We start from the raw sequence: 18,300 nt of genomic DNA, 5'->3' as shown, positions 1-18,300 counted from the left end.
CGGGCATGGGCTCACCCCTGACATCCGCCCACCCCTTCGCATTCCAGATCTCGTCATCTGCATGTTCACTTCATCGCAAGCCATCGACCCCGCCCCCGAAAGCGCCCAGGTCCGCGCGTTGCTGCAGCTGCGCGAACTCATCCTCTCTGGCGAGTTGCCGGGAGGTTCGCGCATCGCCGAACTCGCCATCGTGGAGCGCCTCGGTGTTTCGCGCACGCCGATCCGCGCTGCCTTGATGCGCCTGGAACAAGAGGGCTTGCTGCAGGCGCTGCCCCACGGCGGCTACGTGGTGCAGACGTTTTCCGAGCGCGACATCGCGGACGCCATCGAGCTGCGCGGCACGCTGGAGGGCCTGCTCGCCCGGCTGGCTGCCGAGCGCGGCGCGCCGGGCGTGGTGCTGGCCGAGGCCAAACAATGCCTGGACCGCATCGATGCCGTGCTCGCCGCCTCCGCGCTCAACGACGAAGGCTTTGCCGACTACGTGGCGCTCAACAGCCAATTCCACACCCTCGTGTACGAGCTGGCCGACAGCCCCACCATTGCCCGCCAGCTCGAGCGCGTGGCCAGCCTGCCGTTTGCCTCGCCCTCGGGCATCGTGGTGGTGCAGGCGCATTCGCCACAGGCGCGCGACATGCTGGTGGTGGCGCAGGACCAGCACCGCCAGGTGCTCGACGCCATCGAGCGCCGCGAAGGCGCGCGCGCCGAAGCCATCATGCGCGAACACTCCCGCCTGGCCCAGCGCAATCTGCGCGAGGTGCTGGCCGGCCATGTCCTCGGCCACACGCCGGCCTCCATGCCCGCGATCAAGCTGATCCGGCGCCGCTGAAATCTTTCACTCTCCACCGACCCCACGAAAAGCAGGAAAACAAGCGCATCTGCGCCCGTGTGTCGCGCGTGGTGGGGCGGATCGCGCTCGACACCGCCTGGCGAGAGGAGGTCGTTTCATAAAATAACGGCATAACTGAAAGTCTCTTCACACACTGGCGTTAACACTCTGGTCCATGCACAGTCCGGGTGTTTGAATACAGAAGCGATCCGGGGCCGGGCACCGTCCACCCAGTGTTCAACCCGTCACCCGGGCTCAACCATCCTCTTAGCTGGAGACAAACCATGACCTTTCTCAAACGCCGCAACACCCTGCTGGCCCTGGGCGCGATCGCCGCCGCCACCTTTGCCGGCTCGGCCCTGGCCCAGACCGTGACCTTGCGCCTGCACCAGATGCTGCCGCAGCAAGCCACCATTCCCGCCAAGGCGCTGATCCCCTGGGCGCAGAAGGTCGAGGCCGACTCGGGTGGCAAGATCAAGGTGCAGCTGTTCCATGCGATGTCGCTGGGCGGTGCGCCACCGCAGCTGTTTGACCAGGCCCGCGACGGCGTGGTGGACCTGACCTGGACTGTGCTGGGCTACACCCCCGGTCGCTTCAACAAGTCCGAGGTGTTCGAGTTGCCGTTCATGAGCGGCTCGGCCGAAGAATCGTCGCGCGCGTTTCAGGAGTACGTCGAAAAATACGCCGCCGACGAGTTCAGGGAGGTCAAGCTGATCGCGGTGCACACCCACGGCCCGGGCCTGTTCCACACCAAGACGCCGGTGACCGGGCTGGAAAGCCTTCGCGGTATGAAGGTGCGCGGAGGCTCGCGCGTGATCAACAACATGCTGACCAAGCTCGGCGCCACGCCGGTGGGCATGCCGGTGCCGGCGGTGACCGACGCGCTGTCCAAGGGCACCATCGACGGCACCACGATTCCGTGGGAAGTCACGCCCGCGCTCAAGGTGAGCGAACTGGTGAAGAACCACACCACCTTCGCCGGCAAGCAGGGTCTGTACACCCAAACCTTCGCCTTCTCGATGAACAGGGCGTCGTACGAGAAGCTGCCGGCGGACCTCAAGGCAGTGATCGACAAGAACTCGGGTATCGAAACGGCCGCCATGTTCGGTCGCGCCATGGACGAAGGCGACAAGGCCGGCCGCGCCATCGCCGAGAAGGCCGGCAACAACATCGTGGCGCTGGATGCCGCCGAGACGCAGCGCTGGCGCCGGACCGCCGCCACGGTGGAGACCGATTGGATCAACGAGATGAAGGGCAAGAACATCGACGGTGCGAAGCTGGTCTCCGAGGCACGGGCCTTGATCGCCAAGTACCAGAAGTAACGACCGGCGATAATCCTGGCCGGCCCGAGCGCCATGCAGCGTCGGGTTCAGCGACTGGCTTGCTGTTCGCCATTGCTGGCGAATGGAAGCCGGTCATTTTTTTGAGGATGAAGAATTGAAGCTACTGTCCTTGCTGGCCCGTGCCAGCGCAATCCTGGCCGGCATTCTGCTGACCGTGATCACCCTCATCACCTGCGTGAGCCTCATCGGACGCAACTCCATCGGGGTAACTTTGGTGGGCGACTACGAGCTCACCGCCGTGACCGCTGGTGCCGCTGTGGCGATGTTTCTGCCCTGGTGCCAGCTCAAGCGCGAAAACATCATTGTGGATTTCTTCACCTCCAGGCTGTCTGACAGCACGAACGCACAACTGGACCGCTTCGGCAGCTTCCTGCTGGGCGGTGTCATGCTGCTGTTGGCCTGGCGCACCGCCGTGGGTGGTTTGAGCGCCTACAGTGCCCAGACCACCACCATGATGCTGGCCTTCCCGGAGTGGATCGTTTATGCGCTCATGGTGCCCCCTCTGATCCTCACCGGGGTGATTGCCTGGACGCAAACCATCTTTGGCAATTTTTCGGAGCAGGGCGCATGAGTTCTTTGTCACTGGCGGGGATGATCTTCGCCACCATGCTGGTCTTGATGGCGGTTCGCGTGCCGATCGCGATCGCGATGTTTTGCGCGGGCTGTTTCGGGTACATCTTTCAGGTCGGCTGGCCGCCGTTCTTCAACAACCTCAACGGCGCGACCTTCGCGCGCTTCGCCAGTTACGACCTGTCGGTGATTCCGCTGTTCATCCTGATGGGCAACTTCGCCACGCAGGGCGGCATCTCCAGAGCACTGTTCCAGTTCGCCAGCGTGGTCACGGCCCGGTTCAAAGGCGGGCTGGCCATGGCAGCCGTGCTGGCCAGCGCGGGCTTCGGCGCCATCTGCGGCTCTTCTGTGGCCACGGCGGCCACCATCACCTCGGTGGCACTGCCCGAGATGAAACGCCACGGTTACTCGGGCCGCTTGTCCACTGGCACGCTGGCTGCTGGCGGCACCCTGGGCATCCTGATTCCGCCCTCGGTGCCGCTGGTGATCTACGCCATCCTGACCGAGCAGAACATCGCCAAGCTCTTTGCTGCGGCCATGGTGCCGGGCATCATCGCGATGATTGGCTACATGATCGCCATCGCCGTCTATGTTCGGGTCGTGCCCGGCCACGCACCCGAGCATGATGACGACCACGCCAAGCTCACGATGGAAGCGTTCATCGGCGTGGCACCGATCGCCACCGTGTTCCTGATCGTGTTCGGCGGCATCTACGGTGGCTTGTTCACGCCCACCGAAGGTGCAGGCGTGGGCGCGGCTGCGACTTTTGTAGCTGCCCTGCTCAAGCGCGAACTCACGCTGGCCAAGATCCGGCAGTGCTTTTATTCCACCGCCGCAGCCAGTGCCATGATCTTCCTGATCTTCATTGGTGCGGACATGATGAACACCTCGCTGGCGCTCACCCAGGTGCCGGCCCAACTGGCCGAGGTCGTCCAGGGCCTGGACGTCTCACCGGTGATGGTGGTGGCCGGGATCATGCTGTTTTATGTGGTGCTGGGCGCCGTGATGGACGAGCTCTCCATGATCCTGCTGACCATTCCGATCTTCTTCCCGGTGGTTATCGGGTTGGACTTCGGCATGCCGCAGGAATCGGTGGCGATCTGGTTTGGCATCATGGTGCTCATGACCGTGGGCTTCGGTTTGCTGGCGCCGCCTGTGGGCCTGAACGTGTACGTCGTCAACGGCATGGCCAAGGACGTGCCGATCGGCGAGAGCTACAAGGGCGTGATGCCCTTCCTGATCAGCGACGTGTTCCGCACGCTCCTGTTGCTGAGCTTTCCGGGGATTTCCCTTTGGTTGGTCCAATTTGTAGGGTAAACAAATCATGAACAGTCGACATTTGAATCGCCGCACGCTGCTCGGCGCTGCACTCTCCCTGGCCGCGTTGGCAGCCGGGCCTGCTCACGCACAAGCCGCCTTCCCCTCGAAGACGCTGCGCATCGTCGTACCGTTTGCCGCCGGTGGCGTGGGTGACCTGACCGCGCGCATCGTGGCGCAGAAGCTCTCCGAGCTGCTCGCGCAGTCGGTGGTGATCGAGAACCGGCCTGGCGCCGGTGGCGTGGTGGCGGCCGATACGGTGGCGCGCTCCGAGCCCGACGGCCACACCATGTTCCTCATGTCCAACGGCACGGCGGTCACCGCCGGCCTGTTCAAGAGCCTGCCGTTCGACACGGTCAAGGACTTCACGCCGGTCTCCACGCTCGGCTATTTCGACATTGTTGTGGTGGTGCCCTCGGACTCACCCTTCAAGACCCTGGGTGAGCTGGTTGCCCATGCCAAGGCCAACCCCGGAAAGCTCAACGTCGGCAGCATCAACATCGGCAGCACGCAGAACCTGGCGGCCGAGCTGTTCAAGAGCACCGCCGACGTCGACGTGCAGGTCGTGCCCTTCAACGGCTCGCCGGCGCTGATCGGCGCGGTCCGCGGCAAGCAGGTCGACGTGGCCGTTGAAATCCTGGCCCCCATGCTGACGCAGATCAAGAGTGGCGCGGTGCGTGCCCTGGCCGTGACCGGCGAGAAGCGTTCCATCGTGTTGCCCGAGGTGCCGACCGCGGTGGAGTCGGGCGTGAAGGAGTTCGTTGCCTCGTCATGGAACGCTTTGGCCGTGCCGTCGAAGACACCGCGCCCGGTGGTGGACCGCCTGCAGCGCGAGATCGCCACGGCCCTGGCCGATCCGGCCGTGCGCGAAAAGCTGCGCGGTCTCAACATCGACGCGCGCTCGTCCACCCCCGAGCAGGCCGCCGCGCTGCTGGCTTCCGACATCCGTCGCTGGGGTGCGGTGATCGACCGCGCGGGTATCCCGAAACAATGAACACCCCCGCCGCGCTGCGCGCGACCCCCTCAAGGGGGGCGGCGCCTGCGGCCCGGCAGAGCCGGTTCCGCGGCACCGCTTGAGGGGCTGCTTCTCGCGTAGCCGATCTGGAGCAGCGGAATGACCACTCAACGCGTCGGCATCGTGGGCTACGGCGAGGTGGGTCGCATCTTTGCGGCCGGCTTGAAAAACGCCGGGGTTGGTTGGGTCGGTGTTTGGGACTTGAAGTTCGACGACCCTCGGCAGCGCGGCGAGCTGCATTCGGTTGCAGCCGCACAAGGCGTTCATGTGTGCGCGAGTACTGCCGAACTGTGCGCCCAGGCCACGCTGGTGATCTCCGCGGTCACCGCTTCTAGCACCTTGGCGGTGGCCTTCGAGGCGGCGGCCGACATCCAGCCCGAGGCCTTCTTTCTCGATCTGAACTCTGCCTCGCCCGGCACCAAGCAGCAGGCCGCCGAACTGGTGGACGCGGCGGGTGGCCGTTACGTGGAAGCCGGCGTGATGACCTCGGTGCCGCCACACGGCCTGCGCGTGCCCATGCTGTTGGGCGGCGCACATGCGAGCGAGCTGGCCGAACAGCTGCTGGCCTGGGGCATGGACGTGAAGGTGGCCAGCGAGCGCATCGGCGTGGCCTCGGCCACCAAGATGTGCCGCAGCGTGATGATCAAGGGCCTGGAGGCGCTGGTGCTGGAAAGCTACGCCACCGCGCGCCACTACGGTGTGGAAGATGCCATGATCGCCATGCTGCAGGAGACTTTTCCCGGCATCGACTGGCAGCAGCAGGGCAGCTACTTCTTCAGCCGCGTGGCGCAGCACGGCCAGCGCCGCGCGCAAGAGATGCGCGAGGCAGCTCAGACGGTGCGCGAGGCGGGGTTTGAGCCGGTGATGGCCAGCGCCATTGCCGACAAGCACGACTGGATGGCGGGCAAGGCCCGGGCCGGGGCCTTTGTCGACCTGCCCGACAAGCCGGACTGGCGGGCCTACGCAGACCGCATGCACGTGCTCGACAAGCCGAACACCTGACGGCGTTTCACCGTGCGTTCAGCGCGTCCAGCGTCTGGCGGATCAGCTCCAGCGTCTTTTGCTGCGTGAGCGTGGCCGGTCGTTGCGAACTGGTGGCCAGGCACAGCCGGGTTTTCAGCGGTGGGCTGACGGTGCGGATGCGGTAGGCCGAGGGGCGGATCGAGCTGGCCACCGCGTTGCGCGAGAGCAGGGCGGCGCCCGCGCCATCGGCCACGAGATCAAGAATGGCCGATACCCCATCGATCTCCAGTGCCACGGTGGGCCGGCAGCCCAGGTTCGCCATCTCGGTTTCCACCTGCATGCGAATCGCATTGGGCCGACTGGGGATCACCAGCGGCATGTTGGCCACCTCGCGCAGGCTGATGGCCGTGGGCGGGTCTTCGCTCAGCCCCGGCGGGCGCGACTCCACCAGCAGCAACTCTTCGTCGCGCAGCGGGTGGATGTCGATCTCGGAGGCGGGCTGTGCGTTGTAGAGCACCGCGATGTCCAGCCGCCCGGTGGTCAACCACTCCAGCATGGTGACCGACAGCGCTTCGCTGATGGACAGGCTGGCCTCGGGCAACTGCGCGCGGAATGCGCGCGTGAGCGGCACGGTGAGCACCCGGGCGAGGCTTGGTGGCAGGCCGATGGCCACACGACCGGCGAGCGCGCCGCGCACCCGGCCCAGCTCTTCGCGCGCGCGCTGCACCTGGTGCAGGATGCCGCGCCCATGCGCCAGCAGCAGCTTGCCCGCCTCCGTGGGCGTGGCACCCCGGCCGTTGCGCACCAGCAGGTTCTGCCGCAGCTCCACCTCGAGCAGGCGCACCTGGCGCGATAGCGCGGGCTGCGCCACGTTCAGCGCCATCGAGGCCCGGGTGAAGCTGCCCAGTTCGGCCACACGCACAAAGTATTCGAGTTGCTTGAGGTCCATGGTGCCGGAGGTGGAACGAAAGGTGCAGACAGGTGTTGATCATAGTTATGTAATTTCGTTCTAGCTGCTAGCCGGTCATGTGACTTTTCTCGCGGAGAGGCAAGGTTCACAATCCACCGACTCCTACCCAAGCCCATGCCGAACACCTCTGCCGCTACCGCCGTCAACACCCGCCTCAAGGGCATCTCGTCCATGGCGACGCGCCAGGTGCTGGCCGAGCTGGTGGTCGCCTTCGAGGCCGCCAGCGGCGTGTCGGTGGCGATCGAATCGGTGGGAGGCGTGGACGCCGCCAAACGGGTGCAAGCCGGTGAAGCCTTTGATGTCGTGATCCTGGCGTCCGACGCCATCGACAAACTGATCGCCAGCGGGCACCTGCGGCCTGGCAGCCGGGTGGATCTGGTGCGCTCGGGTGTGGCCGCGGCCGTGCGCGAAGGCAGCCCCGTGCCCGACCTGGCCTCGGAAGACGCGGTGCGCAGTGCCGTGCTGGCCGCGCGCAGCATCAGCCATTCCACCGGGCCCAGCGGCGTGGCGCTGATCAAACTCTTTGAACGCTGGGGCATTGCCGAGCAGGTGCAGGGGCGCATCGTGCAAGCGCCGCCCGGCGTGCCGGTGGCCTCGCTCGTGGCCAGCGGCAAGGTGGAGCTGGGCTTCCAGCAGCTCAGCGAACTGCTGGGCGTGAGCGGCATCACCATTGCCGGCCCCTTGCCCCCGGCCATCCAGATCGTCACCACCTTTTCCGCCGGCATCCCGGTGCAATCGGCCCAGGCCGAAGCGGTGCGCGCGATGCTCGACCACATGACCGCGCCGCAGGCCGCCGAGGCCATGCGACGCCAGGGCATGGAGCCTGCGTGAGCCCTTTCAGACCAGAACAAGAACCCCAGGAGACAACATGAGCCTCATCATCGATTGCCACGGCCACTACACCACGGCGCCCAAGGCGCTGGAAAACTGGCGCAACCAGCAGATCGCCGGCATCCAGGATCCCTCTAGCATGCCCAAAGTGGCGGATCTGAAAATCAGCGACGACGAGCTGCGCGAGTCCATCGAGACCAACCAGCTCAAGCTGATGAAGGAACGCGGCAGCGACATCACGCTGTTCTCGCCGCGCGCGAGCTTCATGGCCCACCACATCGGCGACTTCAACGTCTCCAGCACCTGGGCCGCGATCTGCAACGAGCTGTGCTTTCGCGTGAGCGAGCTGTTCCCCGATCACTTCGTGCCCGTGGCCATGCTGCCGCAGAGCCCGGGTGTTGATCCGGCCACCTGCATCCCCGAGCTGGAGAAGTGCGTCAAGACTTACGGCGCGGTCGGCATCAACCTCAACCCCGATCCTTCGGGCGGCCACTGGACCAGCCCGCCGCTGACCGACAAGCACTGGTACCCCATCTACGAGAAGATGGTGGAGCACGACCTGCCGGCCATGATCCACGTGAGCACCAGCTGCAACGCCTGCTTCCACACCACCGGCGCGCACTACCTCAACGCCGACACCACGGCTTTCATGCAGCTCATTCAAGGTGACCTGTTCAAGGATTTCCCGACGCTGAAGTTCCTGATCCCGCACGGCGGCGGCGCGGTGCCCTACCACTGGGGTCGCTTCCGCGGCCTGGCGCAGGAGATGAAGAAGCCGCTGCTGGACACGCACGTGATGAACAACGTGTTCTTCGACACCTGCGTCTACCACCAGCCCGGCATCGACCTGCTCAACACCGTGATCCCGGTGAAGAACGTGCTGTTCGCCAGCGAGATGATCGGCGCGGTGCGTGGCATCGACCCGACCACGGGCAACTATTACGACGACACCAAGCGCTACATCGAAGCGTCGAAGATCCTGAGTGCGGACGACAAGCACCAGATCTACGAAGGCAATGTGCGCCGGGTTTTTTCACGGCTGGATACACGCTTGAAAGCGAAGGGGATCTGACATGTACGAACTGGGCGTCGTTTACCGCAACATCACCCGCGCCGACCGCGCAGCCGCCGATGGCCTGGCCGCGCTGGGCTCGGCCACCGTCCACGAGGCCATGGGCCGCGTGGGCCTGCTCAAGCCCTACATGCGTCCCATCTACCCGGGCCAGCAGGTGAGCGGCACGGCCGTGACCGTGCTGCTGCAGCCCGGCGACAACTGGATGATGCATGTGGCCGCCGAACAAATCCAGCCGGGCGACATCGTGGTGGCCACGGTCACCGCGGAGTGCACCGACGGCTTCTTCGGCGATCTGCTGGCCACTTCGTTCCAGGCGCGCGGTGCTCGTGCGCTCATCATCGATGGTGGCGTGCGCGACGTGAAGGAGCTGCAGAGGATGGGCTTTCCGGTCTGGAGCAAGGCCATCAGCAGCAAGGGCACGATCAAGGCCACGCTGGGTTCGGTGAACATCCCCATCGTTTGCGCGGGCATGCTGGTGACGCCTGGCGACGTGATCGTGGCCGACGACGATGGTGTGGTCTGCGTGCCCGCGGCGCGCGCCGCCACCACGCTGGAAGCCGCGCGCAAGCGCGAGAGCTTCGAGGGTGAGAAGCGCGCCAAGCTGGCCAGCGGCGTGCTGGGGTTGGACATGTACAAGATGCGCGAGCCGCTGGCGGCCGCAGGCCTGAAATACGTCGACTGAAAATCCCCCGTTCGGGCTGAGCCTGTCGAAGCCGTCACCAACACCTTGGTGAACCCTTCGACAGACTCAGGGTGAACGGAGTAACCGGAGCACCACCGAATGACATTCGAAAAGACCCCTGGCTGGCTCGACTGGTACGACGGCCCGAGCAAGCCACGCTTCAAGCTGCCCGCCGGCAGCGTGGACGCGCACTGCCACGTGTTCGGCCCCGGCGCCGAATTTCCCTACGCCCCGGAGCGCAAGTACACGCCGTGTGACGCGAGCAAGGCGCAGCTGTTCGCGTTGCGCGACCACCTGGGCTTCGCGCGCAACGTGGTGGTGCAGGCCACCTGCCACGGCGCCGACAACCGCGCGCTGGTCGATGCGCTGGTGAACAGCGACGGCAAGGCGCGAGGCGTGGCCACCGTCAAGCGCAGCGTCACCGACGACGAGTTGCAAGCTCTGCACGCCGCCGGCGTGCGCGGCGTGCGCTTCAACTTCGTCAAGCGTCTGGTGGACTTCACGCCCAAGGACGAGCTGATGGAGATCGCCGCGCGCATCCAGAAGCTGGGTTGGCATGTGGTCATCTACTTCGAGGCGGTGGATCTGCCCGAGCTGTGGGACTTCTTCACCGCGCTGCCCACCACCGTGGTGGTGGACCACATGGGGCGCCCCGATGTGAGCAAGCCGGTGGACGGCCCCGAGTTCGAGCTGTTCCTGAAATTCATGCGCCAGCACCCCAACGTGTGGAGCAAGGTAAGCTGCCCTGAGCGTCTGTCGGTCACCGGTCCCAAGGCCCTGGACGGCGAGCAGGCCGCCTACCAGGACGTGGTGCCGTTCGCGCGCCGCGTGGTGGACGAGTTCCCCGATCGCGTGCTCTGGGGCACCGACTGGCCACACCCCAACCTGAAGGACCACATGCCCGACGACGGCCTGCTGGTGGACTTCATTCCGCAGATCGCGCCCAGCGCCGATGCGCAGAAGAAGTTGCTTGTTGAAAACCCGATGCGCCTGTACTGGCCTGAGGAGAACTGAAATGGCACTCGACAAACCCTACCTGGACGTGCCCGGCACGACCATCTTCGACGCCGAACAAAGCCGCAAGGGCTACTGGCTCAACCAGTTCTGTATGAGCCTCATGAAGGCCGGGAACCGCGAGCGTTTCAAGAAAGACGAGCGCGCCTACCTCGACGAATGGGCCATGACGGAAGAGCAGAAGCAGGCCGTGCTCGCGCGCGACCTCAACTGGTGCATCCGGCTCGGCGGCAACATCTACTTTCTCGCCAAGATCGGCGCCACCGACGGCAAGAGCTTCCAGCAGATGGCGGGCTCCATGACCGGCATGACCGAAGACGAATACCGCAACATGATGGTCTCCGGTGGCCGCTCGGTTGAAGGCAACCGCGTGGTCGGCGAAGACGGCAGCGCCCAGGCGAACCACCAGCCGCAAGGCTCCGCAGGCAAGAAAGTGAACTGACCATGGCACGCATCACCGCATCCGTCTACACCTCGCACGTCCCCGCCATCGGTGCCGCGCTCGACCTCGGAAAGACCCACGAGCCTTACTGGCAACCGGTCTTCCAGGGCTACGAGTTCGGCCAGCAATGGCTCAAGGACAACAAACCCGACGTGATCTTTCTGGTCTACAACGACCACGCCACCGCGTTCAGCCTGGACATGATTCCCACCTTTGCGATCGGCACCGCCGCCGAGTACCAGCCAGCCGACGAAGGTTGGGGCCCCCGCCCGGTGCCCAAAGTCATCGGCCACCCGGAGTTGTCTGCGCACATCGCGCAGTCGGTGATCCAGCAGGACTTCGACCTCACCATCGTCAACAAGATGGACGTGGACCACGGGCTGACCGTGCCGCTGTCCTTGATGTGTGGCCAGCAGGACCCGGTCAAGGGAGCCTGGCCCTGCCCGGTGATCCCTTTCGCGGTCAACGTGGTGCAGTACCCGGTGCCCAGCGGCCGGCGCTGCTACAACCTCGGCAAGGCGATTGCCAAGGCGGTGGCGAGCTACGACGAAGATCTCAATGTGCAGATCTGGGGCACGGGCGGCATGAGCCACCAGTTGCAAGGTCCACGCGCCGGTCTGATCAACAAGGACTTCGACAACGCCTTTCTCGACAAGCTGATCAACGACCCCGATGCCGCCGCCGACATCTCGCACATCGACTACGTGCGCGAGGCCGGCAGCGAGGGCATCGAACTCGTGATGTGGTTGATCGCGCGCGGCGCCATGGCCGATGCGGCTGGCGGTGCCAGGCCGAAAGCGGTGCGCCGCTTCTACCATGTGCCCGCGTCGAACACGGCCGTGGGCCACCTGATCCTGGAGAACACCTGACATGAGCAAAACCATCAAAGTCGCCCTCGCCGGTGCCGGTGCCTTCGGCATCAAGCACCTGGACGGCATCAAGAACATCGACGGCGTGGAAGTGGTCTCGCTCATCAGCCGCGATCTCGACAAGACGAAGGAAGTGGCGGCCAAATACGGCATCGGCCACGTCACCACCGAGCTGTCCGAATCGCTCGCGCTCAAGGAGCTGGACGCCGTCATCCTCTGCACACCCACGCAGATGCACGCCGAGCAGACCCTGGCTTGCCTGCGGGCCGGCAAACACGTGCAGGTGGAGATTCCCCTGGCCGACAGCCTCAAGGGCGCGCAGGATGTGATCGCGCTGCAGAAGCAGACCGGCCTGGTGGCCATGTGCGGCCACACGCGCCGCTTCAATCCCAGCCACCAGTACGTGCACAACGAGATCACGGCCGGCAGGTTCAACATCCAGCAGATGGATGTGCAGACCTACTTCTTCCGCCGCACCAACACCAACGCGCTGGGCCAGGCGCGCAGCTGGACCGACCACCTGCTGTGGCACCACGCAGCGCACACAGTCGATCTGTTTGCCTACCAATGCGGCAGCCCGATCGTGCAGGCCAATGCGGTGCAGGGCCCGATCCACCCCACGCTGGGCATCGCCATGGACATGAGCATCCAGCTCAAGGCGGCCAACGGCGCGATCTGCACGCTCTCGCTCTCGTTCAACAACGATGGCCCGCTGGGCACCTTCTTCCGCTACATCGGTGACACCGCAACCTACCTCGCGCGCTACGACGACCTGTTCAACGGCAAGGAAGAGAAGATCGATGTGTCGAAGGTGGCGGTGAGCATGAACGGTATCGAGCTGCAGGACCGCGAGTTCTTCGCCTCCATTCAGGAAGGCCGCGAGCCCAACTCCAGCGTGGCCAGGGTGTTCGCCTGCTACGAGGTGCTGCACAAGCTGGAGCAGCAATTGAACGCGAACGGCTGAGCGCCATGCAGCAACGACAACTCGGCCCCTTCCAGGTCAGTGCCATTGGCCTGGGCTGCATGAACATCTGCCACGCCTACGGCGCGCCAGTGTCGAAGGAGCAGGCCGAGCGCGTGCTGCTCACCGCGCTCGACCAGGGCGTGACGCACTTCGACACCGCGGCGCTGTACGGTTTCGGCGCCAGCGAAACGCATGTGGGCAACGTGCTCTCGAAGCACCGCGGCAAATTCACGCTGGCCAGCAAGGGCGGCATGGCCGGCGTGCAGTTCGACGACGGCGTGAAGCGCGTGATCGACGGCCGGCCTGAGGCCATCCGCAGGAACTGCGAAGACAGCCTGCGCCGCCTCAAAACCGACGTGATCGACCTCTACTACCTGCACCGCTGGGACAAGCAGGTGCCGGTGGAAGACAGCGTGGGCGCGATGAGCGACCTGGTGCGCGCGGGCAAGGTGCGCGCGCTGGGACTGTCCGAGGTGTCCGCCGCCACCATCCGCAAGGCGCAGGCCGTGCACCCGATCACCGCCGTGCAGACCGAGTACTCGCTGTGGACGCGCAACCCCGAGATCGCGGTGCTGGCCACCTGCCGCGAGTTCGGCATCGCCTTCGTGGCCTTCAGCCCGGTGGCGCGCGGTTTTCTGTGCGGTGATGACCTGGACGTGAACGCTTTCGACGCCAAGGACATCCGTCGCGCCATGCCGCGCTTCACGCCCGAGCATTTCGCGGCCAACCTCAAACTGCTGCCGCCTTACCGCGCCATCGCGAACGAGGTGGGCTGCACGCCGGCTCAGTTGGCCCTGGCCTGGCTGCTGCACCAGGGGCAGGACATCCTGCCGATTCCCGGCACCTCGCGCGAGGACCATCTGCGCGAGAACCTGGGGGCTTCAGACGTGAAGCTGGACGCAGGCACGCTGGCCCGACTGGACGCGCTGATCAACCAGCAGACCGTGCGCGGCAATCGATACAGCGAGCAGGCCAACCGCGAGGTCGACACGGAGGCCTATTAGCGCCAACGCTGCGCCGCTGCGCGCTTGGGGCGGCCCGGTGCCGCGGCCCTGCACTATCTGGGCTGGCGCACGCAGCTCAGGTCACCTTCCTTGCAATCCAGGTGGCGCTGCAATTCGGCGGTGCGCTCGCGCGTCATGCGTGCCTGGCACTGCCAGTTGATCATGGGTGCGGCGCTGCCGCCCTCGATGCCGCTCTTCTCGAACTCACAGGCTTTCGCGCGGTACTGAATCCACTCGGTCTGCACTTGGCGCAGCAACTGTCGCTGCCGGTTGCCGACGCTTTGCGAGAGCGTCTTGTAGGTCGCGCTGTAGGCGGCGGTGGCTTTCTCGAAGTCCTGGTGGGCGCAGGCGTTGAGCCCCGACTGCGTGCCGGGCAACTGTGAGCACTCGACAGCCCCGGGTTTCGTGCCAGTGGCCGTGGCCAACGACGGCAGGCAGTGGCTCGTCAGGCCCAGGATGAACAAACTTTTCAGCAAGGTGGCATGCATGCAGGGGCTCCGCGGCGCCAGAGGTGGCGTGTTGGTCGAATTGTGCAGTGGCCCCGTATGAAATGAAACGAAACAAACCGAAACCGCCGCGAGACGACGGGGGAGGGGCCTGCCGGCACCATCACGGTCATGTTCAACCCATCCTCCCAAAGGACACTGTCATGAAACCCTGGATCAAACGCTCCCTCATTGCCCTGTCCGGCGTCACCATCGCCGTCGGCGGCCTCACCGCCTGCGGCACGCGCGGTCACCACGAACACGGCCCCATGAGCGCCGAGCACATGATCGAAATGCGCGGCAAGGTCATCGAGCGCGTGACGAAGAAGCTCGATCTCAACGCCGAACAGCAGCAGAAACTCGGCGTGCTGGCCGACAAGCTGCAGGCCCAGCGCACCGCTTTCATTGGCCAGACCACCGACCCGCGCGCCGAGGTGCGCGCGCTCGTGGCCGGTGACAAGTTCGACCGCGCACGCGCCTTGAGCCTGCTCGACGAGAAAACCCGCGTGGTGCAGGTGAGCAGCCCTGAGGTGATCAACGCCATGGCCGACTTCTACGACAGCCTCAACCCCGCGCAGCAGGCCGAGGTGCGCGAGCGCATGCAGAAGCGCAAGGGCTGGTTCTCGCGCGGTTGAAGCGGGTGAGCGCCATGTCGCCCGTGTTGCAAACGATCGCCCAGCGGCTGCGCGACCATGGTCCGGCGCTGCTGGCCGGCGTGGATGACCCGCACGACGAGCTGCTGGCCCTGGTCTGGGGTCCGCGTTTCGACCGCGAGCATGCGCTCAGCCTGTGGGCCAGCCTGTCGCGCCGCCAGCCCCACGAAGCGGTGCTCACGCTGCCAGCCATCCTCTCAGTGGCCGACCGCTTCGATGGCTTGGACAACGGTGCGCAGCAACGGCTGCGCCGCCTCATCGTGCGCCACCGCGCGCTGAGCGCAATGTGACAATGCCGCATGCACCGCGTATTGTTGATTGACGACGACGAACAGCTCGGCCCACCGCTGGCCACTTACTTCCAGCGGTTCGAGCTTGAGCTCACCCATGCGCTCAAGCCCAGCGAAGGGCTGGCGCGTTTGCGCAGCGGCGTGTTCGACGCGGCCATCCTCGACGTGATGCTGCCCGAGATGGACGGCTTCGAACTCTGTCGCACCATCCGCAAGGAAAGCGACATTCCCATCGTGATGCTCACCGCGCGCGGCGACGTGATGGACCGCGTGGTTGGCCTCGAACTCGGCGCCGACGCCTACCTGCCCAAACCCTTCGAGCCGCGCGAACTGGTGGCGCACATCCAGACCATGCTGCGGCGTCGAAACGGTCACAACGGGCCGGCCAACGGCGTTCCGGCGCCGGACGTGCTGGCCTTCGAGGGCCTCACCATCGACCCGGCACGCCGCAGCGTGACGCGCCAGGGCGAGGTGGTGGAGCTCACCGGCACCGAGTTCGAACTGCTGCACCTGCTGGCACGCGAGAGCGGGCGCGTGTTCACCCGCGACGACATCCTGAACCAGTTGCGTGGCCACGAAGCCGACCTCTACACCCGCGCGGTGGACATCGTGGTGAGCCGCCTGCGCAAGAAGCTCGAACCGCTGGACTGCATCAAGACCCTGCGCAACGCTGGTTACTCGCTGGCGCTGCGCAAGCTGGCGCCATGAAAGTCCCCGCAGTCTCCGCACAGCGACCGCCTTGGTTTCGCCGCGCGCTCAGCGCTCTGCGTTGTTCCCTCAAGCTGCGCTTGATGATGGTGTTCCTGCTGCTGGCGCTGGGCGTCGCGTTCGCCTTCATCGGTGGGGCGCAGAAAGCATTTTCGGTGGGCTGGCGCGATGCGGCGCGACCATTGCTCATGGACTACGTGGACCGCCTGGCCGCTGACATCGCCCCCGCTGGCAGTGCACCCAACACCGAGCGCGCCCAGGCGATCACTCAGCGCCTGCCGATCACCATCGACATCTCCGGCCCACTGGTGAACTGGCGTTCCCATCCGGAACAGGCCCGGATGGACTGGCAGCGGAATGGACCACCCGGGGCCAAGGGCCGGGACCCCGAAGACTGGGGCGACGACAAGGACTGGCAACAGCTGTTGCAACGAACCACTGCCGACGGCCACCGCCTGGGATTCGGCTTGAACGAAGCGGCGTTCGAGCGCCGTCCGCGACTGTTCGGCTTCACGCTCACCGTGTTGCTGCTGCTCACGCTGTTGGCGTTTTTGTATGTGCGCCGCCTGCTGCGCCCGCTGGACGACATCCGCCAGGGCGCACTGCGTTTTGGCGCCGGTGAGTTTGGACAGCCGATCCCGGTGCGCCACCCCAAAGGGCCTGATGAACTGGGTGAACTCGCCGCGACGATCAACACCATGGGTCATGACATCCACCAGATGCTGGAGGCCCAGCGCGCGTTGTTGCTGGCCATCAGCCACGAATTGCGAAGTCCGCTCACACGCGCCCGGCTCAACACCGAACTGTTGCCCGACACAGCAGACGTCACGCCGCAGCGCGATGCCCTGCTGCGCGATCTGGCGGAAATGGCCCAGCTCATCAGTGATTTGCTGGAAAGCGAGCGCCTGGCGGGTCGTCACCAAGCCTTGCACCGAGAGTCCACCGACCTGGCGGAGCTCGCTCGCGAGGTGATTGACGAACTCGCCAGCGCCCAGCCGTTGGCCATCAACATCCATCTGCAAGCCGCGCAGCACCTGCCCACCATGCCGCTGGACCGCATCCGCATCCGGTTGCTGCTGCGCAACCTGCTCGACAACGCACTGCGCCACAGCGCTGGCGCCCCGCTGCCGCCGGAGTTGCACATTCGCCGCATCGGCGAAACAGGGCAGGGCATCGAACTGGAAGTGCGCGACCATGGCCCCGGCGTGCCGGACGATCAGTTGCCGCATCTGGCGCAAGCTTTTTTCCGACCCGATACCGCCCGCACCCGCAACGCTGGCGGTGTGGGCTTGGGTCTCTATCTGTGCCGCTTGGTGGCGCAGGCACACGGCGGCACATTTGCGGTGCGCAATGCTAGGCCGGGGCTGTCTGTCACGGTGACGTTGCCGCAGGTGTGATCGCAGCGCCCGAACGACAGACAAAAAGAAGGGAGCCACTCGGGCTCCCTTTCATGTGTACCGGCTCAAGGCCAGTGGAATTCAGATCGCCTGGTTCTTCTGACGGCGGCGAGCAGCCATCAAACCGAAAGCACCCATGGCCATGAGCGCGAGCGAGCCGGGCTCGGGCACGTCGCCACCGGGAGGGGCGCACAGGGCGCCGCAGTAGGTGCCGGCGAGCGACAGGACTTTGAATGCATCGGTGCTGCTGCCGGTGCTGGATCCGTACGCGCTCACCAGCCAGTAGCTCGAAAAAACGGGAGTGGCAACAGCTTGGGTGTTTCCGGTTTTCGTGCCGACGTTGAAGTAGTCACCGATCAAAACCCAGCCGGCAACAGACGATGCATAACTCGTTGGCGTGGCGGAAGCGCCAGTCCACGCATAGATGGACACGTCGGAATCGTTGTAGTGACTGGTGCTGTTGTCAGAGCCGTTCCATCCCAGTGTGAGGCCGGTCAGGGACACTGACTCCGTGAACTTGAAGATCAGTGCGTCCAGACCGCCGTAGTTGTCCAGGGCATGTGGGCCATTCGTGTTGGATTCGTTTTGGTTTTGAACGCCCAGGCCACCGCTCCATGCCTTCACGGTGGCGTCCGTGACGCTGCCGCCGATCACCGAGCTGCCGCGCACGTCCACCCCACTGCCGCCGCAGGTGCCGAAACTGCCGGACGCAGCAACGACGTTGCCGCTGTCACCGCACCCACCGTACGAGGCCGTCCAGTTCGTCGCGGCGTGCGCAGACGCTGCCGCGGTCAGCAGGCAAGCTGCAGCCAACGCACGGAACAGGGCAGAGGAGGCAATTTGTTGTTTCATGTCAAAGACCTTTGTCAAACTCAAGGAGTA

At 65.3% G+C, this 18,300-nt stretch carries 21 protein-coding genes; 18 read left to right on the top strand and 3 right to left on the bottom strand.

Features of this window, described 5'->3' with window-relative positions:
* The first annotated feature begins 61 nt into the window (after positions 1-61).
* From ASE11_RS15800 to ASE11_RS15775, 6 genes are all read left to right on the top strand, one after another.
* A complete protein-coding gene (locus ASE11_RS15800) occupies positions 62-826 on the top strand; it encodes a GntR family transcriptional regulator (RefSeq protein ID WP_056273523.1) in 765 nt (254 codons plus the stop codon).
* 284 nt (positions 827-1,110) lie between these two features.
* The gene (locus ASE11_RS15795) at positions 1,111-2,148 is read left to right on the top strand and encodes a TRAP transporter substrate-binding protein (RefSeq protein ID WP_056273519.1); all 1,038 of its coding nucleotides are present in this window, start codon (positions 1,111-1,113) and stop codon (positions 2,146-2,148) included.
* A 115-nt stretch (positions 2,149-2,263) separates the two neighbouring features.
* Complete coding sequence (locus ASE11_RS15790) at positions 2,264-2,740, top strand: TRAP transporter small permease (RefSeq protein WP_056274270.1); 477 nt, start codon at positions 2,264-2,266, stop codon at positions 2,738-2,740.
* Entirely contained in the window at positions 2,737-4,056 is a 1,320-nt protein-coding gene (locus ASE11_RS15785; RefSeq protein ID WP_056273515.1) for a TRAP transporter large permease, read from the top strand. Before ASE11_RS15790 ends, ASE11_RS15785 begins: the two co-directional genes overlap by 4 nt.
* Positions 4,057-4,063: 7 nt before the next feature.
* Positions 4,064-5,050 (top strand): Bug family tripartite tricarboxylate transporter substrate binding protein, encoded by a 987-nt coding sequence (locus tag ASE11_RS15780; RefSeq protein ID WP_056273512.1) that lies wholly within the window; start codon positions 4,064-4,066, stop codon positions 5,048-5,050.
* A gap of 120 nt (positions 5,051-5,170) precedes the next feature.
* On the top strand, positions 5,171-6,073 hold the full coding sequence (locus ASE11_RS15775; RefSeq protein WP_056273506.1) for a DUF1932 domain-containing protein: 903 nt from the start codon (positions 5,171-5,173) through the stop codon (positions 6,071-6,073).
* A gap of 7 nt (positions 6,074-6,080) precedes the next feature.
* Here ASE11_RS15775 and ASE11_RS15770 read toward each other — a convergent pair whose 3' ends face one another.
* The gene (locus ASE11_RS15770; protein WP_056273503.1) at positions 6,081-6,983 is read right to left on the bottom strand and encodes a LysR substrate-binding domain-containing protein; all 903 of its coding nucleotides are present in this window, start codon (positions 6,981-6,983) and stop codon (positions 6,081-6,083) included.
* A gap of 135 nt (positions 6,984-7,118) precedes the next feature.
* On the opposite strand from ASE11_RS15770, the gene ASE11_RS15765 reads away from it, so the two are divergent.
* The 8 genes from ASE11_RS15765 to ASE11_RS15730 all read left to right on the top strand — a co-directional run bounded on the left by ASE11_RS15765 (position 7,119) and on the right by ASE11_RS15730 (position 13,885).
* Entirely contained in the window at positions 7,119-7,835 is a 717-nt protein-coding gene (locus tag ASE11_RS15765) for a substrate-binding domain-containing protein (RefSeq protein ID WP_235501318.1), read from the top strand.
* Between the two features lie 37 nt (positions 7,836-7,872).
* Positions 7,873-8,907, top strand: coding sequence for an amidohydrolase family protein (locus ASE11_RS15760; RefSeq protein ID WP_056273497.1), 1,035 nt, complete (start codon positions 7,873-7,875; stop codon positions 8,905-8,907).
* Position 8,908: 1 nt separating this feature from the next.
* On the top strand, positions 8,909-9,592 hold the full coding sequence (gene ligK / locus ASE11_RS15755; RefSeq protein WP_056273494.1) for a 4-carboxy-4-hydroxy-2-oxoadipate aldolase/oxaloacetate decarboxylase: 684 nt from the start codon (positions 8,909-8,911) through the stop codon (positions 9,590-9,592).
* A gap of 99 nt (positions 9,593-9,691) precedes the next feature.
* The gene (locus ASE11_RS15750) at positions 9,692-10,606 is read left to right on the top strand and encodes an amidohydrolase family protein (RefSeq protein ID WP_056273490.1); all 915 of its coding nucleotides are present in this window, start codon (positions 9,692-9,694) and stop codon (positions 10,604-10,606) included.
* Between the two features lies 1 nt (position 10,607).
* Positions 10,608-11,048, top strand: a complete 441-nt coding sequence (gene ligA, locus ASE11_RS15745; protein WP_056273485.1) for a protocatechuate 4,5-dioxygenase subunit alpha — start codon at positions 10,608-10,610, stop codon at positions 11,046-11,048.
* A gap of 2 nt (positions 11,049-11,050) precedes the next feature.
* A complete protein-coding gene (locus tag ASE11_RS15740) occupies positions 11,051-11,917 on the top strand; it encodes a class III extradiol dioxygenase subunit beta (protein WP_056273481.1) in 867 nt (288 codons plus the stop codon).
* A 1-nt stretch (position 11,918) separates the two neighbouring features.
* Positions 11,919-12,881 (top strand): Gfo/Idh/MocA family oxidoreductase, encoded by a 963-nt coding sequence (locus ASE11_RS15735; RefSeq protein ID WP_056273478.1) that lies wholly within the window; start codon positions 11,919-11,921, stop codon positions 12,879-12,881.
* A 5-nt stretch (positions 12,882-12,886) separates the two neighbouring features.
* A complete protein-coding gene (locus tag ASE11_RS15730; protein ID WP_056273475.1) occupies positions 12,887-13,885 on the top strand; it encodes an aldo/keto reductase in 999 nt (332 codons plus the stop codon).
* 53 nt (positions 13,886-13,938) lie between these two features.
* On the opposite strand, the gene ASE11_RS15725 is transcribed toward ASE11_RS15730, so the two are convergent.
* Positions 13,939-14,373, bottom strand: a complete 435-nt coding sequence (locus tag ASE11_RS15725) for a lysozyme inhibitor LprI family protein (RefSeq protein ID WP_056273472.1) — start codon at positions 14,371-14,373, stop codon at positions 13,939-13,941.
* 161 nt (positions 14,374-14,534) lie between these two features.
* On the opposite strand from ASE11_RS15725, the gene ASE11_RS15720 reads away from it, so the two are divergent.
* From ASE11_RS15720 to ASE11_RS15705, 4 genes are read left to right on the top strand one after another with little or no spacing between them, the layout of a single operon-like run.
* Positions 14,535-15,005, top strand: coding sequence for a Spy/CpxP family protein refolding chaperone (locus tag ASE11_RS15720; protein WP_056273467.1), 471 nt, complete (start codon positions 14,535-14,537; stop codon positions 15,003-15,005).
* 14 nt (positions 15,006-15,019) lie between these two features.
* Complete coding sequence (locus tag ASE11_RS15715) at positions 15,020-15,313, top strand: hypothetical protein (RefSeq protein ID WP_056273463.1); 294 nt, start codon at positions 15,020-15,022, stop codon at positions 15,311-15,313.
* A 9-nt stretch (positions 15,314-15,322) separates the two neighbouring features.
* Positions 15,323-16,021 (top strand): response regulator transcription factor, encoded by a 699-nt coding sequence (locus tag ASE11_RS15710; protein ID WP_056273459.1) that lies wholly within the window; start codon positions 15,323-15,325, stop codon positions 16,019-16,021.
* Positions 16,018-17,418, top strand: coding sequence for a sensor histidine kinase (locus tag ASE11_RS15705; protein ID WP_056273456.1), 1,401 nt, complete (start codon positions 16,018-16,020; stop codon positions 17,416-17,418). Before ASE11_RS15710 ends, ASE11_RS15705 begins: the two co-directional genes overlap by 4 nt.
* A gap of 81 nt (positions 17,419-17,499) precedes the next feature.
* On the opposite strand, the gene xdp1 is transcribed toward ASE11_RS15705, so the two are convergent.
* Positions 17,500-18,270 (bottom strand): exosortase-dependent surface protein XDP1, encoded by a 771-nt coding sequence (xdp1, locus tag ASE11_RS15700; protein ID WP_056273452.1) that lies wholly within the window; start codon positions 18,268-18,270, stop codon positions 17,500-17,502.
* Positions 18,271-18,300 lie beyond the last annotated feature (30 nt).

This window comes from Hydrogenophaga sp. Root209 (assembly GCF_001428625.1).
Taxonomy (GTDB): Bacteria; Pseudomonadota; Gammaproteobacteria; order Burkholderiales; family Burkholderiaceae_C; genus Hydrogenophaga.
This window is presented reverse-complemented; position numbering and strand designations above follow the sequence as displayed.